A 17,002-nucleotide genomic window follows, 5' to 3' on the forward strand; every position below is an offset into this window, starting at 1 on the left:
CCGGAACACGCGGGCGGCCGTGCCGGGAACCACCCACCCGGCAACGGCCGCTCGCCGCGGAGCTTCCGGGAGCCCTCCGTCGAGCAGAGGATCGAGGGAGGCACGGCTGCGGCCGGGGAGCCGGGACCGGCTCCCCGGCCACGGCGTCCACGGGGTCAGTCGGCCAGCGGGAGGTAGACCCGGCTGCCCTGGGCCTTGAACTCCTCGGACATGGCCTGCATGCCGGCCTCGGCGTCGGCGTCGAACTCGCTGGTGACGGCCGTGGAGCCGTCGCCGTGCTCGTCCCGGATCTTCTGGGAGATCTTCATCGAGCAGAACTTCGGGCCGCACATCGAGCAGAAGTGGGCCGTCTTGGCGGGTTCGGCGGGGAGGGTCTCGTCGTGGAAGTCGCGGGCGGTCTCCGGGTCGAGGGCCAGGTTGAACTGGTCCTCCCAGCGGAACTCGAAGCGGGCGTCGGAGAGGGCGTCGTCCCAGGCCTGGGCGCCGGGGTGGCCCTTGGCGAGGTCGGCGGCGTGGGCGGCGATCTTGTAGGTGATCACGCCGGTCTTGACGTCGTCCCGGTTGGGCAGGCCCAGGTGCTCCTTGGGCGTGACGTAGCAGAGCATCGCGGTGCCCCACCAGGCGATCATCGCGGCGCCGATGCCCGAGGTGATGTGGTCGTAGCCGGGGGCGACGTCGGTGGTGAGGGGGCCGAGGGTGTAGAACGGCGCCTCGTCGCAGATCTCCTTCTGGAGATCCATGTTCTCCTTGATCTTGTGCATCGGGACGTGGCCCGGGCCCTCGATCATCACCTGGACGTCGCGCTCGCGGGCGATCCGGCCCAGCTCGCCGAGGGTCTGCAGTTCGGCGAACTGCGCCTCGTCGTTGGCGTCGGCGATGGAGCCGGGGCGCAGGCCGTCACCGAGCGAGAAGGTGACGTCGTAGGAGGCCAGGATGTCGCAGAGTTCCTCGAAGTTGGTGTAGAGGAAGTTCTCCTGGTGGTGCGCCAGGCACCACGCGGCCATGATGGAGCCGCCGCGCGAGACGATGCCGGTCTTGCGCCGCGCGGTGAGCGGGACGTACCGCAGCAGCACGCCCGCGTGGACGGTCATGTAGTCGACGCCCTGCTCGCACTGCTCGATGATGGTGTCCCGGTAGACCTCCCAGCTCAGCTCCTCGGCCTTGCCGTCGACCTTCTCCAGGGCCTGGTAGAGCGGCACGGTGCCGATCGGCACGGGGGAGTTGCGCAGGATCCACTCGCGGGTGGTGTGGATGTTGCGGCCGGTGGAGAGGTCCATGACGGTGTCGGCGCCCCAGCGGGTGGCCCAGGTCATCTTCTCCACCTCCTCCTCGATCGAGGAGGTGACGGCGGAGTTGCCGATGTTGGCGTTGATCTTCACCAGGAAGTTGGTGCCGATGATGGCCGGTTCCACCTCGGGGTGGTTCACGTTGACCGGGATGACGGCCCGGCCGCGGGCCACCTCCGCGCGCACGAACTCCGGCTCCAGGCCCTCGCGCAGCGCCACGAACTCCATCTCCGGCGTCACCACGCCCCGCTTGGCGTAGGCGAGTTGGGTGACGGCGGCGCCACCGCGGCCGCGCAGCGGGCGGCGCGGCCGGCCGGGGAAGACGGCGTCCAGGTTGCGCAGGTTGCCCCCGCGCGGCGAGGTGTGCTTGATCCCGTCGTCCTCGGGGCGCGCCTCGCGGCCGTCGTACTCCTCGACGTCGCCGCGCTGGCGGATCCAGGCGTCGCGCAGGGCGGGCAGGCCGCGCCGCACGTCGGGCTCGTAGGCGGGGTCGGTGTACGGGCCGGAGGTGTCGTACAGCGGGACGGTCCGGCCGTTGGTGAGCTGCACCTCGCGGTAGGGCACCCGCAGGTCCGGGCGGGACCCGTCGCGGTAGGCCTTGCGCCAGGCCGGGGTGGGGTAGCCGGTGCGCTCGCTGCTGGGGGCGCTCTGGGCAGACTGCGGCTGTGCTTCGAACGTGGTCATCTGACCTCTACTCCCTACGCCGGCATTACCCGGTCAGGTTCCTGCGGTCGACGCAGCCGTCGGTCCGTCCGTCGACGTCCCGGTCAGCGCCCTCTCAGCCCGGTGCTCCGAGCTCCCGCGTCGCAGGCGGTGTTGCCTGCACATGACGCCCAACACCGTAGCGAGCCGATCGCCGCAGGTCCAGACGGTCCCCGAACGGAACCGGCCAAGGAACCGGCCGAGGAACCGGCAGGGCACCGGCCGAGGAGCCGTCCGCGCGAAGCCGTCGGAGAGGCGGCGCAAAGGCCGAGGCCCGGCCCCCGCGGACGGGGTACCGGGCCTCCGGAGGTGCTCCGCGCGGCGCGCGGAGCGGGGTCAGCTCTTGGCGGCCTTCTTCACCAGGATCACCACGGCGGCCGCGATGCCGACGACCACCAGCAGCTTGATCACGATGCTCAGCAGGGCGCCGACCACGCCGAACACGAAGGCGATGACGTTCCAGGCCAGCACCAGGACCAGCACCGGGATGACGATGTTGCGCACCCAGGAGGGCAGCGACTTCCAGAGCTCAGCCATGTCGGTTCCTCTTCTCCCCTCGGGCCGGCTGCCGTCCGGTGCCGTATCCCGCTTGCTTTCGATGCTTCGATCGTACGGGGGCGCGAGCGGCGGAACGAGGGCCAACGGCCCGGAGAGAACCCCGAGATCACCCTTATCCGACCCCCCGGGACGACCCCCGAGAATCGGCGGGGCGCACGTCAGACCGGCCAGCGCTCCCCGCGCCAGGCGGCGTCCCAGAACATCCACTCGTAGCGCGAGGTGGTCCTGAAGTGTTCGACCACCCGGCGCCGTTCGGCCGCCGACAGCTCCTCGCCGAGCCGGTCGGTGAGCGCCAGCACCCGGCGCACCACGGACTGGAAGGCCTCGTCGCCGTAGGTGGCGATCCACCTGGCGTACAGCGGGTCGGGGGAGCCCTGCGCGAGCAGCGCCTCGCCGACCCGGGCGTAGATCCAGTAGCAGGGCAGCACCGCTCCGAGCGCCTCGGCGAAGGAGCCGCCGTAGACGGTGGCCAGCAGGTAGCTGGTGTAGGCCCGGGTGGTCGGCAGTACCGGTTCGGCGGCGGCCTCCTCGGCGGTGCCGCCGAAGGCGGTGAGGAACTCGGCGTGCATGCCCTGCTCGGCGGCCAGCGCGCCGACCGCGTCGTCGGCGAAGGCCCGGACGTCCTCCTCGCCAGGTGCCTTGGCGGCGCAGACGGCGAGCGCCCGGGCGTAGTCGCGCAGGTAGTGGGAGTCCTGGACGACGAAGTGGCGGAAGGCCTCGCGCGGCAGGGTGCCGTCGGTGAGGCCGCCGATGAAGGGGTGGGCGAGGATCTCGGCGTAGATCGGCTCGATCGACGCCCAGAGCTCGTCGGTGAGACTACGGGTCATACGGGCGACCCTAAGCGCTCAGTCCTCCGGCGGGGAGAACACGACCAGCACCCGCAGCTCCTCGGTGACGTGGTGGAACCGGTGCGGGGTGCCGGCCGGGACGTACACCACGCTGCCGCGACCGACGGTCGTCGTCTCGGCGCCGACGGTCAGCTCGGCGCGGCCGCTGATGACCTGGTAGATCTCGTCCTGGTCGTGCGCGGTCTGGGTGTCGGCGTCGCCGGGGGAGAGCGCGTACAGCCCGGCGGACATCCGCGGTTCGCGCAGGAACCGCAGGTAGGCACCGTCGTTGGCCGCCCGCTCCGCGTCCAGTTCGTCCAGCCGGAACACCTTCACCGCTGCCGTCCTCCTCCGTCCGTCCGTCGCTCCGTCGCGTCCACCACGCGGACCAGGGGCATTCAACACCAACTCGCCCGATGGGAGCTTCCCCCGGGGCGGGGTGCCTGTCAGGCTTGGGCGGCATGAAGGGTTTCGTCATCAAGACACTGATCAACGCGGCGGCCATCTGGGTCGCCGCCTGGATCGTCAGCGGCATCCAACTCGCCCAGGGCAACGCCGACTGGCAGCACAAGGCGCTCACGGTGCTCGGCGTGGCCGTGGTCTTCGGCCTCATCAACTGGCTGATCAAGCCGGTGGTGAAGCTGTTCTCGTTCCCGCTGTTCATCCTCACGCTGGGCCTGATCACCTTCGTGATCAACGCCCTGATGCTGCTGCTCACATCGTGGGCATCCAGCAGGCTGGAGCTGGACTTCCACGTGCTCAACTTCAGCGCGGCGCTTGTGGGTTCGCTGATCATAAGCGTCGTTGCCTGGGGCCTGCACCTGGCTCTGGACGACGACTGACCCGGTCGTGCGTCCCGTCGCGCACGACGACGCGGAAGGGGCCCGTGCCCGGGTGGTCCACCGGGTACCGGCCCCTTCGCCGTTCCCGGCCGATCAACCCGCGTCGCACCCCCTGAGGATGGCCGCGAGCTGGGCGTCGAGCTCCCGCCCGGCGAGCTCCTGCCCCATCGGCACCAGCCGGTCGGTGCGCGCCAGGAAGGCGATCAGCGGCGCCGCCGGGGCGTGCAGCACGGCGTCCCCGTTGGGGGTGTGCAACGCGATGCTGACCTCCGGGGGCTCCCCGCCGAGCGGTCGGATGTGCACGTCGCCCTCGCCGGACGGGCCGCCGAGGCCGTCCAGCAGCAGCTCGCGCGCGAACACCCAGACGACGGGGGCGTCGCCGGGCAGGTGGAAGGCGAAACGGACCGCGTACGGATCGCCGGCCTCGTACGCCAGGTCCGCCACGATGCCGAAGGACAGCTCGGGCGAGACCACGAGGTTCATCGCCAGGTGCCCCTGGACTGTGCTGTGCTGCATGGCGCCAGTACCTCTCTCCTGCCCGGCACCGGTGTGTGGACGAGGGTTCCACCACCGGCCGGGCATGCTGTCGACGGTTTCGTGCTGACGGGTCCGGAAGCCGAACGGTGGACTTCGGAGCGCCCCCGACCGGACGGGCGTTTCGACCTCCGCGCGGTGCGGGAGACTCCCGCACAACGCTCCAGCCCCGGAGGTCGCCATGGGCCCCGACAACCGAACCCCGCCACCGCGCCCGGTGGTCAAACGGACCGCGCGGGCGATCCTGCTGGAGCTGGACCCGGCCGACCCGTACGGCCCGGCCTCGATCGTGCTGATCCGGCGGGTCAGGCCCGGGGCGCCGCACCCGTACTGGATCACCCCCGGCGGCGGGGTCGAGCGGGACGACCGCACGGTGGTCGAGGCGCTGCACCGCGAGGTGGACGAGGAGCTCGGCGCCAAGATCGTGGACGTGGTGCCCGCCTTCGTCGACACGATCAGCCACACCCTCCCCCAGCCTCCGGCCGGGGGGACCCCCACCGACGACAGCACCCTGCTGCACCCGCACGGGGTCAAGGTGCAGCACTTCTTCGTCTGCCGACTGGCCTCCATGGACCTCAGCCGGCGGCACGGGCCCGAGGTGACGGACCCGAACGGCGAGTACGAGGTGGTCCGGCTGCCGTTCACCCGCGAGGGCGTGACGTCGGTGAACGTCGTCCCGCCCCGGCTGCGGGCGTACCTGGCGACCAACATCGAGGGCATCCGCGCGCTCCTCGCTCCCGATCTCGGCTGATCACCCGGCGGCCCGCTCGCCCACCAGGTCGTGCCGGATCCGCTCGGCCGGCAGGCCCATCCGCAGCAGCACCCCGACCCCGCGCCGGACCATCGCGGGCGGGCCGCTGAGCACCGCCTCCCGACCCTCCCACGGGCCGAACCGGCCCACCACCTCGGGCAGTTCGCCGGTCAGGGCGCCCTCGGCCGGGCCGGTGCCGGACAGCACGGGCCGTACCGTCAGCCAGGGCAGGCGGTCCGCCAGACCGCGCAGCGCGTCCAGCTCGTACAGCTCCGCGGCGCGGCGGGCCCCGTAGAACACCTCGACGCTGCGGCCGGGGCCGCCGTGCTCGGCCGCCTCCTCGACCAGGGCCCGGATCGGTGCGATGCCGGTGCCGCCGCCGAGACAGAGCAGGTCGGTGCCGGCGGCGTGGTCGACGGTCATCGCACCCGCCGCCGGGCCGAGCCGCAGCACGTCCCCGGGGGCGGCCCGGTGCACCAGCGCGTTGCTCACCCAGCCCGCCTGAACGGCCTTGACGTGGAAGGTCAGCAGTCCGTCCGGACGCGGCGCGGAGGCGAAGGAGTAGTGCCGCCAGACCCGCGGCCACCAGGGCGTCTCCAGGCTGCAGTACTGGCCGGCCCGGAACGGGTAGGCCTGGTCCGGGCGGACGGTGAGCACCGCGACGTCCCGGGTGCGGCGCTCGTGCCGCACCACCTCGCCCTGCCACCAGGGCGGCGAGGTGCGGGCGTCCTCCTCGGCGGCCTCGATCATGATGCCGGAGATCAGCCGGTAGGCGCGGCGCCAGGCCAGTTCGGTGTCGGCGCCCCAGCGGCTGCCCGCGTACCGGGCCAGCGCCTGCACCAGGCACTCCCCCACCGGGGCGTAGTGGCCGGTCAGGGTGCCGTAGCGGCGGTGGCCGCGGCCGAGCGCGCTCATCCGGGTGCGCAGCGCCGCCGGGTCCTCGGCGCCGCGGCCGGCGGCGAGCAGGGTGCGGAACAGCCGGTCGCGCTGGACGTCCATGGCTACGGGGAAGAGCGAGCGGACCTCGGGGTGCCGGAGGAAGAGCAGGGCGTAGAAGTGCGCGGTGGCCCGGTCGGCGACCGGCTCGACGATGGCGAGGCTGGCCCGGATCAGCTCGACGTCCCTTGCGGTGAGCGGGAGTTCGACCCCTTCGGCGCTCGAAAGGGCGACGGCGACGGGCGGGGCGACGGGCAGCGCGGCCGGAAGCTGCGGCGCGGAGGCCTGCGGCGCCCACGCGTCGCTCCGACCGTCCCCGGCGCCAGCCCAGTTGAGGCTAGGCGCGTCGGCGAAGAGGAGCTGGAAGGCGGACGCGGTACCGGTGGTCGAGGGCGGCTCCGGATGGCGGGGCACCGGGACGGCCGGTGGCTCGACGGGCCGCGGCGGAACCACCGGCGCCGGGGGCACCGGTGAGACCGCCGGCGCACCGGCCAAAGGCGCACCGGCCACCGACGCACCGGCCACCGCGGGTTCGGCCGCCGCCGGTCCGGGCTCGTGCGCCCTCGGCAGGCCCGGGACGGAGGCGGCCCCCGCCGAGCCGAGCCCGGTACGGATGAGGAGTGTTCTGCGGGTCTTCACCGCTGCGTTTCGAGTACCCAAGAGAATCGTTTCGCCTCCGGCCGGCCTGCGCCACCACCTGGCTTGTCTCTGCTGACGCCTAGGCAGCGTGGCACGCCCGAAAAGCTCATCCGACAAATCACGCGAAGCCCGGACACCCGGCCCGGAAACGCGCTACTCTCACTCGACCGGTGGTCGCCCTGAGTGCCGAGCAGCACACCCAGGGCGACCCAGCCCCGTTCGGTGCGGTGGGGTCACAGCTGCCGCAGCAGCATCCCCGGCTGCTCGACGCAGTCCGCCACGAACCGCAGGAACCCGCCGGCCGTCCCGCCGTCGCAGACCCGGTGGTCGAAGGTGAACGACAGCTGCGTCACCTCGCGAACCGCCAACTCGCCTCGGTGCACCCATGGTTTGGCCACGATCCGGCCGACCCCTAGCATCGCCGCCTCGGGGTGGTTGAGGATCGGGGTGGAGCCGTCCACACCGAACACCCCGTAGTTGTTCAACGTGAAGGTTCCGCCGGTCAGTTCGGTCGGCGTGAGCGAACCGCTGCGTGCCGCCTCGGTCAACCGGCCGAGCTCCTTGCCGAGTTGCTCGGTGCTGCGGGCGTGCGCATCCCGGACCACCGGGACGACCAGCCCGCGTTCGCCCTGTGCGGCGAAGCCCAGGTGCACCGCCGAGTGCCGGACGATGCCCGAACCGTCCTCGGTGACACTGGAGTTGAGTTCGGGGAAGCGCGCCAGTGCGACCGTGCAGATCCGGGCCAGCAGCGCCAGCACGCTCACCTTCGGGCCCGGTGTGGCGTTCAACTGGCGTCGCAGCGCCATCAGTTCGGTGGCGTCCACATCGACCCAGCAGGTCGCCGCGGGAATCTCCCGGTGGCTGCGGCCGAGCTTCTCGGCCACTGCCTTGCGCAGCCCCCGCAGCGGGACGACCTCGTCCTGCGCGACCGCCGCCGCCCCGGCGGACGCCGGAGCCACGGACGCCGGAGCGGCGACCTTGGCCGCGACCGCCCGCTCGACGTCCGCGCGCATGATCAGCCCGTCCGGCCCGCTGCCGGAGAGCGCGGTCAGGTCGACCCCCTGCTCCCGGGCCAGCCGCCGCACCAACGGTGAGATCACCGGCACCACGACCGGAGCAACCGGCGCGAACGGCTCAGCGGGAGCAGCAGGGGCAGCGGGAGCAACCGGAGCCGCCACCGCAACGGGAACAGGAGCGGGAGCGGGAGCAGCCGCTCCCACCCGACGCCGCCGCGCCCCCCTGCTCTCGGCGACCCCGTACCCGACCAACGGCCGCTCGACCTCGGCAGAAGCGGTAGCGGAAGAAGCAGCAGGGCCAACCCCCGTGTCCCCCGCCGAAGCCACCGCGACCGTCACCAACGGCGCGCCGACGGCGATCTCCTCGCCCTCCGCGCCGTACCGGGCGGTGACCACCCCGCCGTACGGGCAGGGCACCTCCACCACGGCCTTGGCCGTCTCCACCTCCACCACCGGCTGGTCGACCGCGACCACCTCGCCGACCTCGACCATCCAGCGCACCACCTCCGCCCCGGTGAGCCCCTCACCGAGGTCGGGCAGCCGGAACTCCCGTACGACGGGCATCATCCTCAGTCCTCCCACTGCAGCCGGGCGACCGCGTCCAGGATCCGGTCCACCCCGGGCAGGTGGTGGTGTTCGAGCATCGGCGGCGGGTAGGGGATGTCGAAGCCGGTGACCCGCAGCACGGGTGCCGCCAGGTGGTGGAAGCAGCGCTCGGTGACCCGGGCGGCGATCTCCGCGCCGGTGCCGCCGAATCCGCTGGCCTCGTGCACCACGACGGCCCGGCCGATCGAGCGGACCACCCGGGTGACCGTCTCGTCGTCGAAGGGCACCAGGGTGCGCAGGTCCAGCACGGCGAGGTCCCAGCCCTCGGCCCGCGCCGCCTCGGCCGCCTCCAGGCAGACCGGCAGCGAGGGGCCGTAGGTGATCAGCACCGCCGACGTGCCGGTGCGCCGCAGCACGGCCCGGCCGATCGGCTCGACCGGCGCCGCCGGATCGAACTCGGCCTTGCCCCAGTAGAGCCGCTTGGGCTCCAGGAAGACCACCGGGTCGTCGGAGGCGATCGAGGCGCGCAGCAGCCCGTACGCGTCGGCGACCGTGCCCGGGGTGACCACGTGCAGGCCGGGGGTGCTGGTGTAGTACGCCTCGGAGGCGTCGCTGTGGTGCTCGACGCCGCCGATGCCGCCGCCGTACGGGATGCGCACGGTGATCGGCAGCGGGAGCCTGCCCGCCGTGCGGTTGCGCATCTTGGCGACGTGGGAGAACAACTGCTCCAGCGCCGGGTAGGCGAAGGCGTCGAACTGCATCTCGACCACCGGGCGCAGCCCGTACATCGCCATGCCGATCGCGGTGCCGAGGATGCCGGCCTCGGCGAGCGGGGTGTCCAGGCAGCGGTCCGGGCCGAACTCGGCGGTGAGCCCGTCGGTGATCCGGAAGACGCCGCCGAGCGCGCCGACGTCCTCGCCGAGCACGTGGACCGTCGGGTCCTCCCGCAGGGAGTCCCGAAGGGCGGAGTTGAGCGCCTGCGCCATCGAGGCGGTACGGGAGGAGACTGCCGTCGACATCAGTGCTGCACCTCGGCCTCGGCGGCCAGCTCGGCGGACAACTGGGCTGCCTGCTCGCGCAGTTGGGGGGTGGGCTCGGCGTAGACATGGGCGAACAGCGCCATCGGGTCGAGCTCCGGGTCGGCGTGGAACTCGGCCCGCATCCGGGCCGCCAGCGCCTCCGCCTCGTCCGCCGCGTCCTGCACCAGGCCGTCGTCCAGCAGGTCCAGTTCGCGCAGCGCGCGGTCCATCAGCAGGATCGGGTCGTGCTCCCGCCAGGCGTCCACCTCGGGCTCGGTGCGGTAGCGGGTGGCGTCGTCGGCATTGGTGTGAGCCTCGATCCGGTAGGTCAGCGCCTCGACCAGGGTCGGGCCCCCGCCGGCCCGGGCCCGCTCGACGGCCTCGGTGAGCACGGAGTGCAGGGCGGGCGCGTCGTTGCCGTCCACCAGCCGGCCCGGCATGCCGTAGCCGACGGCCTTGTGGGCCAGGCTGGGCGCCGCGGACTGGGCGCTGAGCGGGACGGAGATCGCGTAGCCGTTGTTCTGCACCAGGAAGACCACCGGGGCCCGGAGCACGGCGGCGAAGTTCAGCGCCTCGTGGAAGTCGCCCTCGCTGGTGCCGCCGTCGCCGAGCATGGCCAGCGCGACCACCGGCTCGCCGCGCAGCCGGGCGGCGTGCGCCAGTCCGACGGCGTGCGGGGCCTGGGTGCCGAGCGGGGTGCAGAGCGGGGCGGTGCGGCTGGCACGCGGGTCGTAGCCGGTGTGGGCGTTGCCGCGAAGCAGGGTCAGCGCCTCCAGCGGGTCGACGCCCCGGGAGACCACGGCGAGGGTGTCGCGGTAGCTGGGGAACAGCCAGTCGCGCTCGCCGAGCACCAGCGCGGCGGCGACCTGGCAGGCCTCCTGCCCGGTGGAGGCCGGGTAAACGGCGAGGCGGCCCTGCTTGGTCAGGGTGGTCGCCTGCTGGTTGTAGCGCCGGCCGACGACGAGTCGCCGGTAGAGCTCGCGCAGCAGCGCCGGGTCGTGCTTCTCCAGCGCGGGGGTACCGAGCACCCGGACGGGGGAGACGTCCGGGAGGAGGGGGGCCGGATCGGTGCGCGGGGCGGTCGCTCCGGGCATCCAGCCGGGCACGCCCGTGTGGTGTCTGTGGTCGAGAACGGTCATCTCGGGGCACCTCCATGGGTGGCGGGGGCTCCCTACCGATTGTTCGGTCGTCTGTTCATCTTGACCAGAAGCGTGACAAGGTGGTGGACATTCGGCCTGAGCGGCGGTCGACTGGTGGCAGTGCGTCCAATCGGTGAGGGTGGGGGGTCATGTCGGCTGAACAGATGTCCAGACTCGACCGGGTCGACCGTTCGATCCTGCGGCTGCTGCAGCAGGACGGTCGCGCCTCCATCCGCTCGGTGGCCGAGCGGGTGCACGTGTCCCGGGCCAACGCGTACGCCCGGATATCCAGGATGGTCGAGGACGGCATCATCCGCGGCTTCACTGCCCGGGTGGACCACGAACGGGCAGGTCAGGGCGCTTCCGCGTACATCACCCTGAAGATCGTCCAGAATTCCTGGCGCACCGTGCGCGAGCAGCTGCTGGAGCTGCCCGGGGTGGCCCACATCGCCCTGGTCGGCGGGGACTTCGACGTCCTGCTGCTGGTGCACACCGCCGACAACCACGCCCTGCGGGAGCTGGTGCTCAACCGCATCCAGTCCATCCCGCAGGTACTCGGCACACGAACCATGCTGGTGTTCGAGGAGACCGACCAGGTCCCCCCGGACTGAGACGCCAGGGCGTCAGCGCGCCCGCAGCCCGTCGAAGGCCAGGTGCACCACCGCGTCCGCGACCCCGTCCGCCGCCTTCAGCCCCGGCCGGTACCACTCCACGATCGAGTTGATCATCCCGAACAGCAGCCGGGTGGCCAGCCGCGGCTCCACGTCCCCGCGCAGTGCGCCGTCCGCGACCGCCGCCCGCACCAGTTCCGCCACCTGGTGGTCGAAGTCCCGCCGCCGCTCCAGCGCCCACAGCTCGGTGGCCGTGTTGCCGCGCACCCGCAGCAGCAGCGTCACGTACGGCAGCTCGGCCAGCAGCACCTCCGCGGTGCGCCGCACCACGTGCTCCAGCCGCTCCACCGCCGGGCCCTCCACCGCGGCCGGCTCGGCCAGGATCGCGAACAGACCGTCCAGCGCCCGCCCCACGGCCAGCCGCAGCAGCTCCTCCTTGCCGCGGACGTGGTGGTAGATCGAGGACTTGGAGATCCCGGCCGCCCGGGAGAGGTCCTCCATGGAGGTGCCGTCGTAACCCCGCTCGTTGAACACGTCGACGGTCACCGCGAGCAGTGACTCGACGGTGTAGGCGGTGCGCGTGGTGTGATCGGCCATCCTCCGAGTATCCCCGGACGCCCCACGGGCCACTCGATCGGGTCCGTTGGTCCACACCTGCCGAAGGGGGCAGGCCCTAGAATCTGCGGACGATCGTCCACGTCCAGCAGGCTGGGGTCCACAGCTGATGAACGCAATACCGGCAGTCTCCTCCGACGTGCCCGAGCAGCGCAGCGAGGAGCCGGCGGACGTCCCGCACCCCTGGCAGGAGCGCGCTCGGACCCTGGCCGTCCGCTTCGGCCCGGCCGTCTGGTGCTACGCCGTGCTCAAGCTGATCGGCTTCACGGTCTTCATGAAGCTGCTCTCCTTCGCCGGCGACTACGCCAAGAAGCCGGCCCGGTTCGGCGGTGGCGCCCACCCCTGGGACGTCCTGGCCAGCTGGGACGGCTGGTGGTACCAGCAGGTCGCCCAGTTCGGCTACCACCCGGCCCTGGTCCCGATCCCGGGCGGCCAGCCCGGCTTCACCATCGAGCAGAACTCGGCCGCCTTCTTCCCGCTCTACCCGGGCCTGATGCGGCTGACCTCGGACGTCACCGGCCTCGGCCTGTACGGCGCCGGGATGCTGGTCTCGGTGCTGGCCTCGCTGTTCGCCGCCGCCGGGATCTACGCCGTGGTGGACAAGCTGTCCGGCCCCCGGGCGGGCGTGATCGCCGCCGGGATCTGGGCGATCGCCCCGGGCTCGGGCGCCGAGTGGGCGGTCTACTCGGACTCGCTGTTCGTCGCGCTGGCCGCCTGGGCGTGCTACCTCACCATGACCAGGCAGTGGGTCGCGGCCGGCGCGGTCGCCCTGGTCGCCGGGCTGAACCGGCCGACCGCGGCGGCGCTGATCGGCGCCGTCGGCCTGGCCGCTCTGGTCGAGCTGTACCGGCGGGACAGCGGGGTGCTGCGCCCGCTGGCCGCGATGCTGCTGGCCCCGCTGGGCCTGCTCGGCTACGTCGCCTGGGTGGGCTGGCGGACCGGCGAGTGGGGCGGCTACTTCCGCATCCAGCACGACGCCTGGCTGCACTACTTCGACTGGGGCCAGGGCACCTGGCAGGCGATCCGCGGGGTCCTGCTGGGCCGCAACGACTACCCCTTCGCCTTCCCGGTGCCGGACCTGCTGGCCACCCTGATCGTGTTCAGCCTGCCGGTGCTGATCGTGCTGCTGGTCCGGCTGCGCCCGCCGCTGGTGCTGACCGCCTACACGCTGGCCACGATCGTCTCGGTGCTCGGCAGCCTGGGCATCTTCGGCAACGTCTCGCGCTACCTGCTCCCGGCGTTCCCGCTGTTCGTCGCGCTCGCGGTGGGCATGCGCAAGCTCAGCTGGCCGGTGCTGGCGGCCGTGCTGGGCACCGGCGCGGTCGCCTCGGGCTGGTACGCCGGGTACGTGATCTTCGAGCTCGGCGTGCCGTAGACCGGCCCACCACCGTGGGAGCGGGGCGCGTCCGGACCGGGCGCGCCCCTTCGCGTTCCCGGGGAGTCCGCGGGAGCCCGTCGGAATCCGACCCCTGCACCCTCTTGAGCCGACCGATCGTTCGGTTACTCTGTGACGTGTCCCGTCCTCCCCCCTGAGGAGCGCACAGATGTCCGCAGCGGTCACCCACCCCCTCGTCAGCGAGCTGGTCGAGCGCCACCAGGCCACCCTGGACGCCGCGCTCTCCGCCGCCGCGAAGCGCGACTACTGGTCCGCGTACCCCGAGTTCCCGAAGGCCTACGGCGAGAGCGGCCCGGCCGACGGCAAGGCCGCCTTCGACGCCCTGCTCGGCAAGCCCTTCGCCCTCGACGGCCACCCCACCGACGGCGACCAGGTCGGCGGCGAGGCCTCCCCGTACGGCATCGAGCTGGGCATCACCTACCCGCACGCCGAGCCGGACGCGCTGATCGCCGCGCTGCGCGCCGCCCAGCCGGGATGGGCCGCCGCCTCGCCGCTGGAGCGCGCCGCCGTCTGCCTGGAGATTCTGCACCGGATCAACGCCCGCTCCCACGAGTTCGCCCAGGCGGTGATGCACACCACCGGCCAGGCCTACGGCATGGCCTTCCAGGCCGGCGGCCCGCATGCCCAGGACCGCGGGCTGGAGGCCGTCGCCTACGCGTACGCCGAGCAGACCCGGCTGCCCCGGCAGGCCGGCTGGACCAAGCCCCAGGGCAAGCGCGAGCCGCTGGTGATGACCAAGGAGTTCACCGTCGTCCCGCGCGGCCTCGCGCTGCTGATCGGCTGCAACACCTTCCCCACCTGGAACGGCTACCCCGGCCTGTTCGCCTCGCTGGCCACCGGCAACCCGGTGCTGGTCAAGCCGCACCCGCGGGCCGTGCTGCCGCTCGCGCTGACCGTCGCCGTCGCCCGCGAGGTGCTCGCCGAGGCGGGCTTCGACGCCAACCTGGTCTGCCTGGCCGCCGAGCACGAGGGCGGCACCGTCGCCGCGACCCTCGCGGTCCGCCCCGAGATCAAGATGATCGACTACACCGGCTCGACCACCTTCGGCGACTGGCTGGAGGAGCACGCCAAGCAGGCCCAGGTCTACACCGAGAAGGCCGGCGTCAACGCGGTCGTCATCGACTCCACCGACGACTACAAGGGCATGCTGGGCAACCTCGCCTTCGCGCTCTCGCTCTACAGCGGCCAGATGTGCACCACCCCGCAGAACGTGCTGATCCCGCGCGGCGGCATCAGCACCGACCAGGGCGACAAGTCCTACGACCAGGTCGTCACCGACCTCGCCGCCGCCATCGAGGGCCTGCTCTCCGACGACGCCCGCGCCGCCGCCATCCTCGGCGCCGTGGTCAACCCGGGCGTGCTGCAGCGCTCGGCCGCCGCGGCCGGCGGGGAGTACGGCGAACTCGCCCTCGCCCCGCGCGCGGTGGTCTCGCCCGACTTCCCCGGCGCGACCGTCCGCACCCCGGCGCTGGTCAAGCTCGACGCCGACAAGCCGGACGACCGCACGGTCTTCCGCAGCGAGTGCTTCGGCCCGGTGTCCTTCGCCGTCGCCGTCGAATCCACCCCCGCCGCCGTGGAGTTGCTGCGCACCACGGTCCGCGAGAAGGGCGCCATGACGGCCTCCGGCTACACCACCTCGCCCGAGGTGGAGGCCCTGCTGGTCGAGGCCGCGCTGGACTCCGGCGTCTCGCTCTCGCTCAACCTCACCGGCGGCGTCTACCCCAACCAGACCGCGGCCTTCTCCGACCTGCACGGCACCGGCGCCAACCCGGCCGCCAACTCGGCCTACTGCGACGGCGCATTCGTCGCCAACCGGTTCCGCACGGTGGAGATCCGCCGGCACAGCTGATCCGCCCCGCCCGGGGCGGCACCGCAGAGCCGCCCCGCCCGCACACCCGGTCCCCCGGTGGTCGCCGACCACCGGGGGACCGGCGGTTCACAGCTCCGCGGGCGCCAGCGATGATGGAGGCTGGGAGAACGCCGGGAACGGCGTCCAACCGCCCTCCGAACAACGGGAGCTGATACATGACCGTGAAGCCGACCACCGAAACCGACGTGATCGTCGTCGGCGCCGGACCGACCGGACTGCTGCTGGCCGGCGACCTCGCCGCCGCCGGGGTCGGCGTCACCGTCCTGGAGAAGCGCGCCACCGAGTCCAACCTCACCCGGGCCTTCGCCGTGCACGCCCGCAGCCTGGAACTGCTCGACGCCCGCGGCCTCGCCGACGAGCTCATCGCCACCGGCCGTCCGCTCGGGGGCCTGAAGATGATGAACCGGCTCGGGATCGACCTCAGCTCGCTGCCCAGCCGCTTCCCGTTCGTCCTGATCACCCCGCAGTACAACGTCGAACGGCTGCTCCAGGAACGCGCCGAGCGGGCCGGCGCGGTGATCCTGCACGGCGCCGAGGTCACCGGACTGCGCCAGGACGCCGAGGGCGTCACCCTGGAGACCGGCGACGGGCAGAGCCACCGCGCCCGCTACGCGGTCGGCACCGACGGCGTCCGCTCCGCCGTCCGCGAGCTGCTCGGCATCCCCTTCCCCGGCGAGTCCGTGGTCGACTCCGTGATGCTCGCCGACGTCCGGCTGGAGCGCGAGCCCGCCGACGCGATCGCCGTCGGCGCCAACAAGGCCGGCTTCTCCTTCGTCGTCCCGTTCGGCGACGGCTGGTACCGGGTCATCGCCTGGGACCGCAACGAGCAGCACGCAGACGGCGCCACCCCCACCCCCGAGCAGCTCACCGCGGTCGTCCGGGCCACCCAGGGCGAGGACTACGGCCTGCACGACGTGCGCTGGAGCTCCACCTTCCACAGTGACGAGCGCCAGGTGCCCAACTACCGCTCCGGCCGGGTCTTCCTGGCCGGCGACGCCGCCCACTGCCACTCCCCGGCCGGCGGCCAGGGCATGAACACCGGCCTCCAGGACGCCGCCAACCTCTCCTGGAAGCTCGCCGCAGCCCTCCGGGGCCGGGCCACCGACGCCCTGCTCGACACCTACCAGACCGAGCGGCACCCGGTCGCCAGGACGGTGCTGCGCACCTCCGGCGCGCTGATCCGGATCGCCCTCGCCGAGTCCGCCCCCACCCGCGCCCTGCGCGGGGCGCTCACCGCGATCGGCGGTCACCTCGACCTGCTCACCGAGCGCGGCGCCCGGATGGTCTCCGGGATCGAGATCTCCTACCCCGCCCCCAAGGGCGCCCACCCCCAGGTCGGCAAACGCGTCCCGGACCTGCGGCTGACCGCCCTCAGCAAGCCCGCCGAGGGCGCCCCGGCCGGCCCCGAGCGGCTCTACGAGGCGCTGCGCGCCGGGCAGTTCGTGCTGGTCAGCAACGACGAGCTGACCGCCGTCGACCCCTGGGCGGACCGCCTGGTCACCGCCGCCCCCGCCGACCCGCACGGCAAGCTGGCCGACACCGTCCTGCTGATCCGCCCGGACGGTTACGTCGCCTGGGCCGCCGTCGACCCCGGCCGGGGCGAACTGCGCGAGGCCCTCACCAGCTGGCTGGGCGCTCCCTCGGAGGCCTGACCACCCACCGGGCGCGGCCGGCGGATCCACTCCCGGCCGCGCCCCGCCGCGCCGACCCTTCGT

The 17,002-nt window shown here is 72.9% G+C and carries 16 protein-coding genes and 1 riboswitch; of the genes, 6 read left to right on the forward strand and 10 right to left on the reverse strand.

The window, feature by feature from the left end; genetic code table 11:
• Window positions 1-155: 155 nt before the first annotated feature.
• From thiC to ACFV1W_RS06260, 4 genes are all read right to left on the reverse strand, one after another.
• Window positions 156-1,970, reverse strand: coding sequence for a phosphomethylpyrimidine synthase ThiC (gene thiC / locus ACFV1W_RS06245; RefSeq protein ID WP_380413609.1), 1,815 nt, complete (start codon window positions 1,968-1,970; stop codon window positions 156-158).
• Window positions 1,965-2,099, reverse strand: a riboswitch (TPP riboswitch). It overlaps the preceding gene by 6 nt.
• A gap of 225 nt (window positions 2,100-2,324) precedes the next feature.
• Window positions 2,325-2,525 (reverse strand): DUF5326 family protein, encoded by a 201-nt coding sequence (locus ACFV1W_RS06250; RefSeq protein ID WP_030278197.1) that lies wholly within the window; start codon window positions 2,523-2,525, stop codon window positions 2,325-2,327.
• Between the two features lie 179 nt (window positions 2,526-2,704).
• Complete coding sequence (tenA, locus tag ACFV1W_RS06255; protein WP_380413611.1) at window positions 2,705-3,373, reverse strand: thiaminase II; 669 nt, start codon at window positions 3,371-3,373, stop codon at window positions 2,705-2,707.
• 18 nt (window positions 3,374-3,391) lie between these two features.
• Window positions 3,392-3,709 carry a cupin domain-containing protein gene (locus ACFV1W_RS06260; RefSeq protein WP_380413613.1) on the reverse strand — a complete coding sequence of 106 codons (318 nt, stop codon included), beginning with the start codon at window positions 3,707-3,709 and terminating at the stop codon, window positions 3,392-3,394.
• Between the two features lie 125 nt (window positions 3,710-3,834).
• Here ACFV1W_RS06260 and ACFV1W_RS06265 point away from each other — a divergent pair, with 125 nt between their 5' ends.
• A complete protein-coding gene (locus tag ACFV1W_RS06265; RefSeq protein WP_380413615.1) occupies window positions 3,835-4,215 on the forward strand; it encodes a phage holin family protein in 381 nt (126 codons plus the stop codon).
• Between the two features lie 93 nt (window positions 4,216-4,308).
• Here the strand turns inward: ACFV1W_RS06265 and ACFV1W_RS06270 are convergent, their stop codons facing one another.
• On the reverse strand, window positions 4,309-4,731 hold the full coding sequence (locus ACFV1W_RS06270) for an SsgA family sporulation/cell division regulator (protein WP_380413616.1): 423 nt from the start codon (window positions 4,729-4,731) through the stop codon (window positions 4,309-4,311).
• 199 nt (window positions 4,732-4,930) lie between these two features.
• Between ACFV1W_RS06270 and ACFV1W_RS06275 the strand changes: the two genes are divergently transcribed.
• Window positions 4,931-5,500, forward strand: coding sequence for an NUDIX domain-containing protein (locus ACFV1W_RS06275; protein WP_380413618.1), 570 nt, complete (start codon window positions 4,931-4,933; stop codon window positions 5,498-5,500).
• Here the strand turns inward: ACFV1W_RS06275 and ACFV1W_RS06280 are convergent, their stop codons facing one another.
• From ACFV1W_RS06280 to pdhA, 4 genes are all read right to left on the reverse strand, one after another.
• The gene (locus tag ACFV1W_RS06280) at window positions 5,501-7,075 is read right to left on the reverse strand and encodes an FAD-binding oxidoreductase (RefSeq protein ID WP_380413620.1); all 1,575 of its coding nucleotides are present in this window, start codon (window positions 7,073-7,075) and stop codon (window positions 5,501-5,503) included.
• A gap of 233 nt (window positions 7,076-7,308) precedes the next feature.
• On the reverse strand, window positions 7,309-8,655 hold the full coding sequence (locus tag ACFV1W_RS06285; protein WP_380413705.1) for a dihydrolipoamide acetyltransferase family protein: 1,347 nt from the start codon (window positions 8,653-8,655) through the stop codon (window positions 7,309-7,311).
• A gap of 5 nt (window positions 8,656-8,660) precedes the next feature.
• The gene (locus ACFV1W_RS06290) at window positions 8,661-9,656 is read right to left on the reverse strand and encodes an alpha-ketoacid dehydrogenase subunit beta (RefSeq protein ID WP_380413622.1); all 996 of its coding nucleotides are present in this window, start codon (window positions 9,654-9,656) and stop codon (window positions 8,661-8,663) included.
• Window positions 9,656-10,795: a pyruvate dehydrogenase (acetyl-transferring) E1 component subunit alpha gene (pdhA, locus tag ACFV1W_RS06295; protein WP_380413623.1), complete on the reverse strand. Its 1,140-nt coding sequence runs from the start codon at window positions 10,793-10,795 to the stop codon at window positions 9,656-9,658. Before pdhA ends, ACFV1W_RS06290 begins: the two co-directional genes overlap by 1 nt.
• Window positions 10,796-10,944: 149 nt before the next feature.
• On the opposite strand from pdhA, the gene ACFV1W_RS06300 reads away from it, so the two are divergent.
• Window positions 10,945-11,406, forward strand: a complete 462-nt coding sequence (locus ACFV1W_RS06300; protein WP_030278207.1) for an Lrp/AsnC family transcriptional regulator — start codon at window positions 10,945-10,947, stop codon at window positions 11,404-11,406.
• 12 nt (window positions 11,407-11,418) lie between these two features.
• Here ACFV1W_RS06300 and ACFV1W_RS06305 read toward each other — a convergent pair whose 3' ends face one another.
• Entirely contained in the window at window positions 11,419-12,003 is a 585-nt protein-coding gene (locus ACFV1W_RS06305) for a TetR/AcrR family transcriptional regulator (RefSeq protein ID WP_380413625.1), read from the reverse strand.
• 127 nt (window positions 12,004-12,130) lie between these two features.
• On the opposite strand from ACFV1W_RS06305, the gene ACFV1W_RS06310 reads away from it, so the two are divergent.
• The 3 genes from ACFV1W_RS06310 to ACFV1W_RS06320 all read left to right on the forward strand — a co-directional run bounded on the left by ACFV1W_RS06310 (window position 12,131) and on the right by ACFV1W_RS06320 (window position 16,939).
• Entirely contained in the window at window positions 12,131-13,396 is a 1,266-nt protein-coding gene (locus ACFV1W_RS06310; RefSeq protein WP_380413627.1) for a hypothetical protein, read from the forward strand.
• A gap of 169 nt (window positions 13,397-13,565) precedes the next feature.
• A complete protein-coding gene (gene paaN / locus ACFV1W_RS06315) occupies window positions 13,566-15,266 on the forward strand; it encodes a phenylacetic acid degradation protein PaaN (RefSeq protein WP_380413629.1) in 1,701 nt (566 codons plus the stop codon).
• A gap of 176 nt (window positions 15,267-15,442) precedes the next feature.
• A complete protein-coding gene (locus ACFV1W_RS06320; RefSeq protein ID WP_380413630.1) occupies window positions 15,443-16,939 on the forward strand; it encodes an FAD-dependent monooxygenase in 1,497 nt (498 codons plus the stop codon).
• The last annotated feature ends 63 nt before the right edge of the window (window positions 16,940-17,002 follow it).

Source organism: Kitasatospora sp. NPDC059648, assembly GCF_042734825.1.
Lineage (GTDB): Bacteria > Actinomycetota > Actinomycetes > Streptomycetales > Streptomycetaceae > Kitasatospora.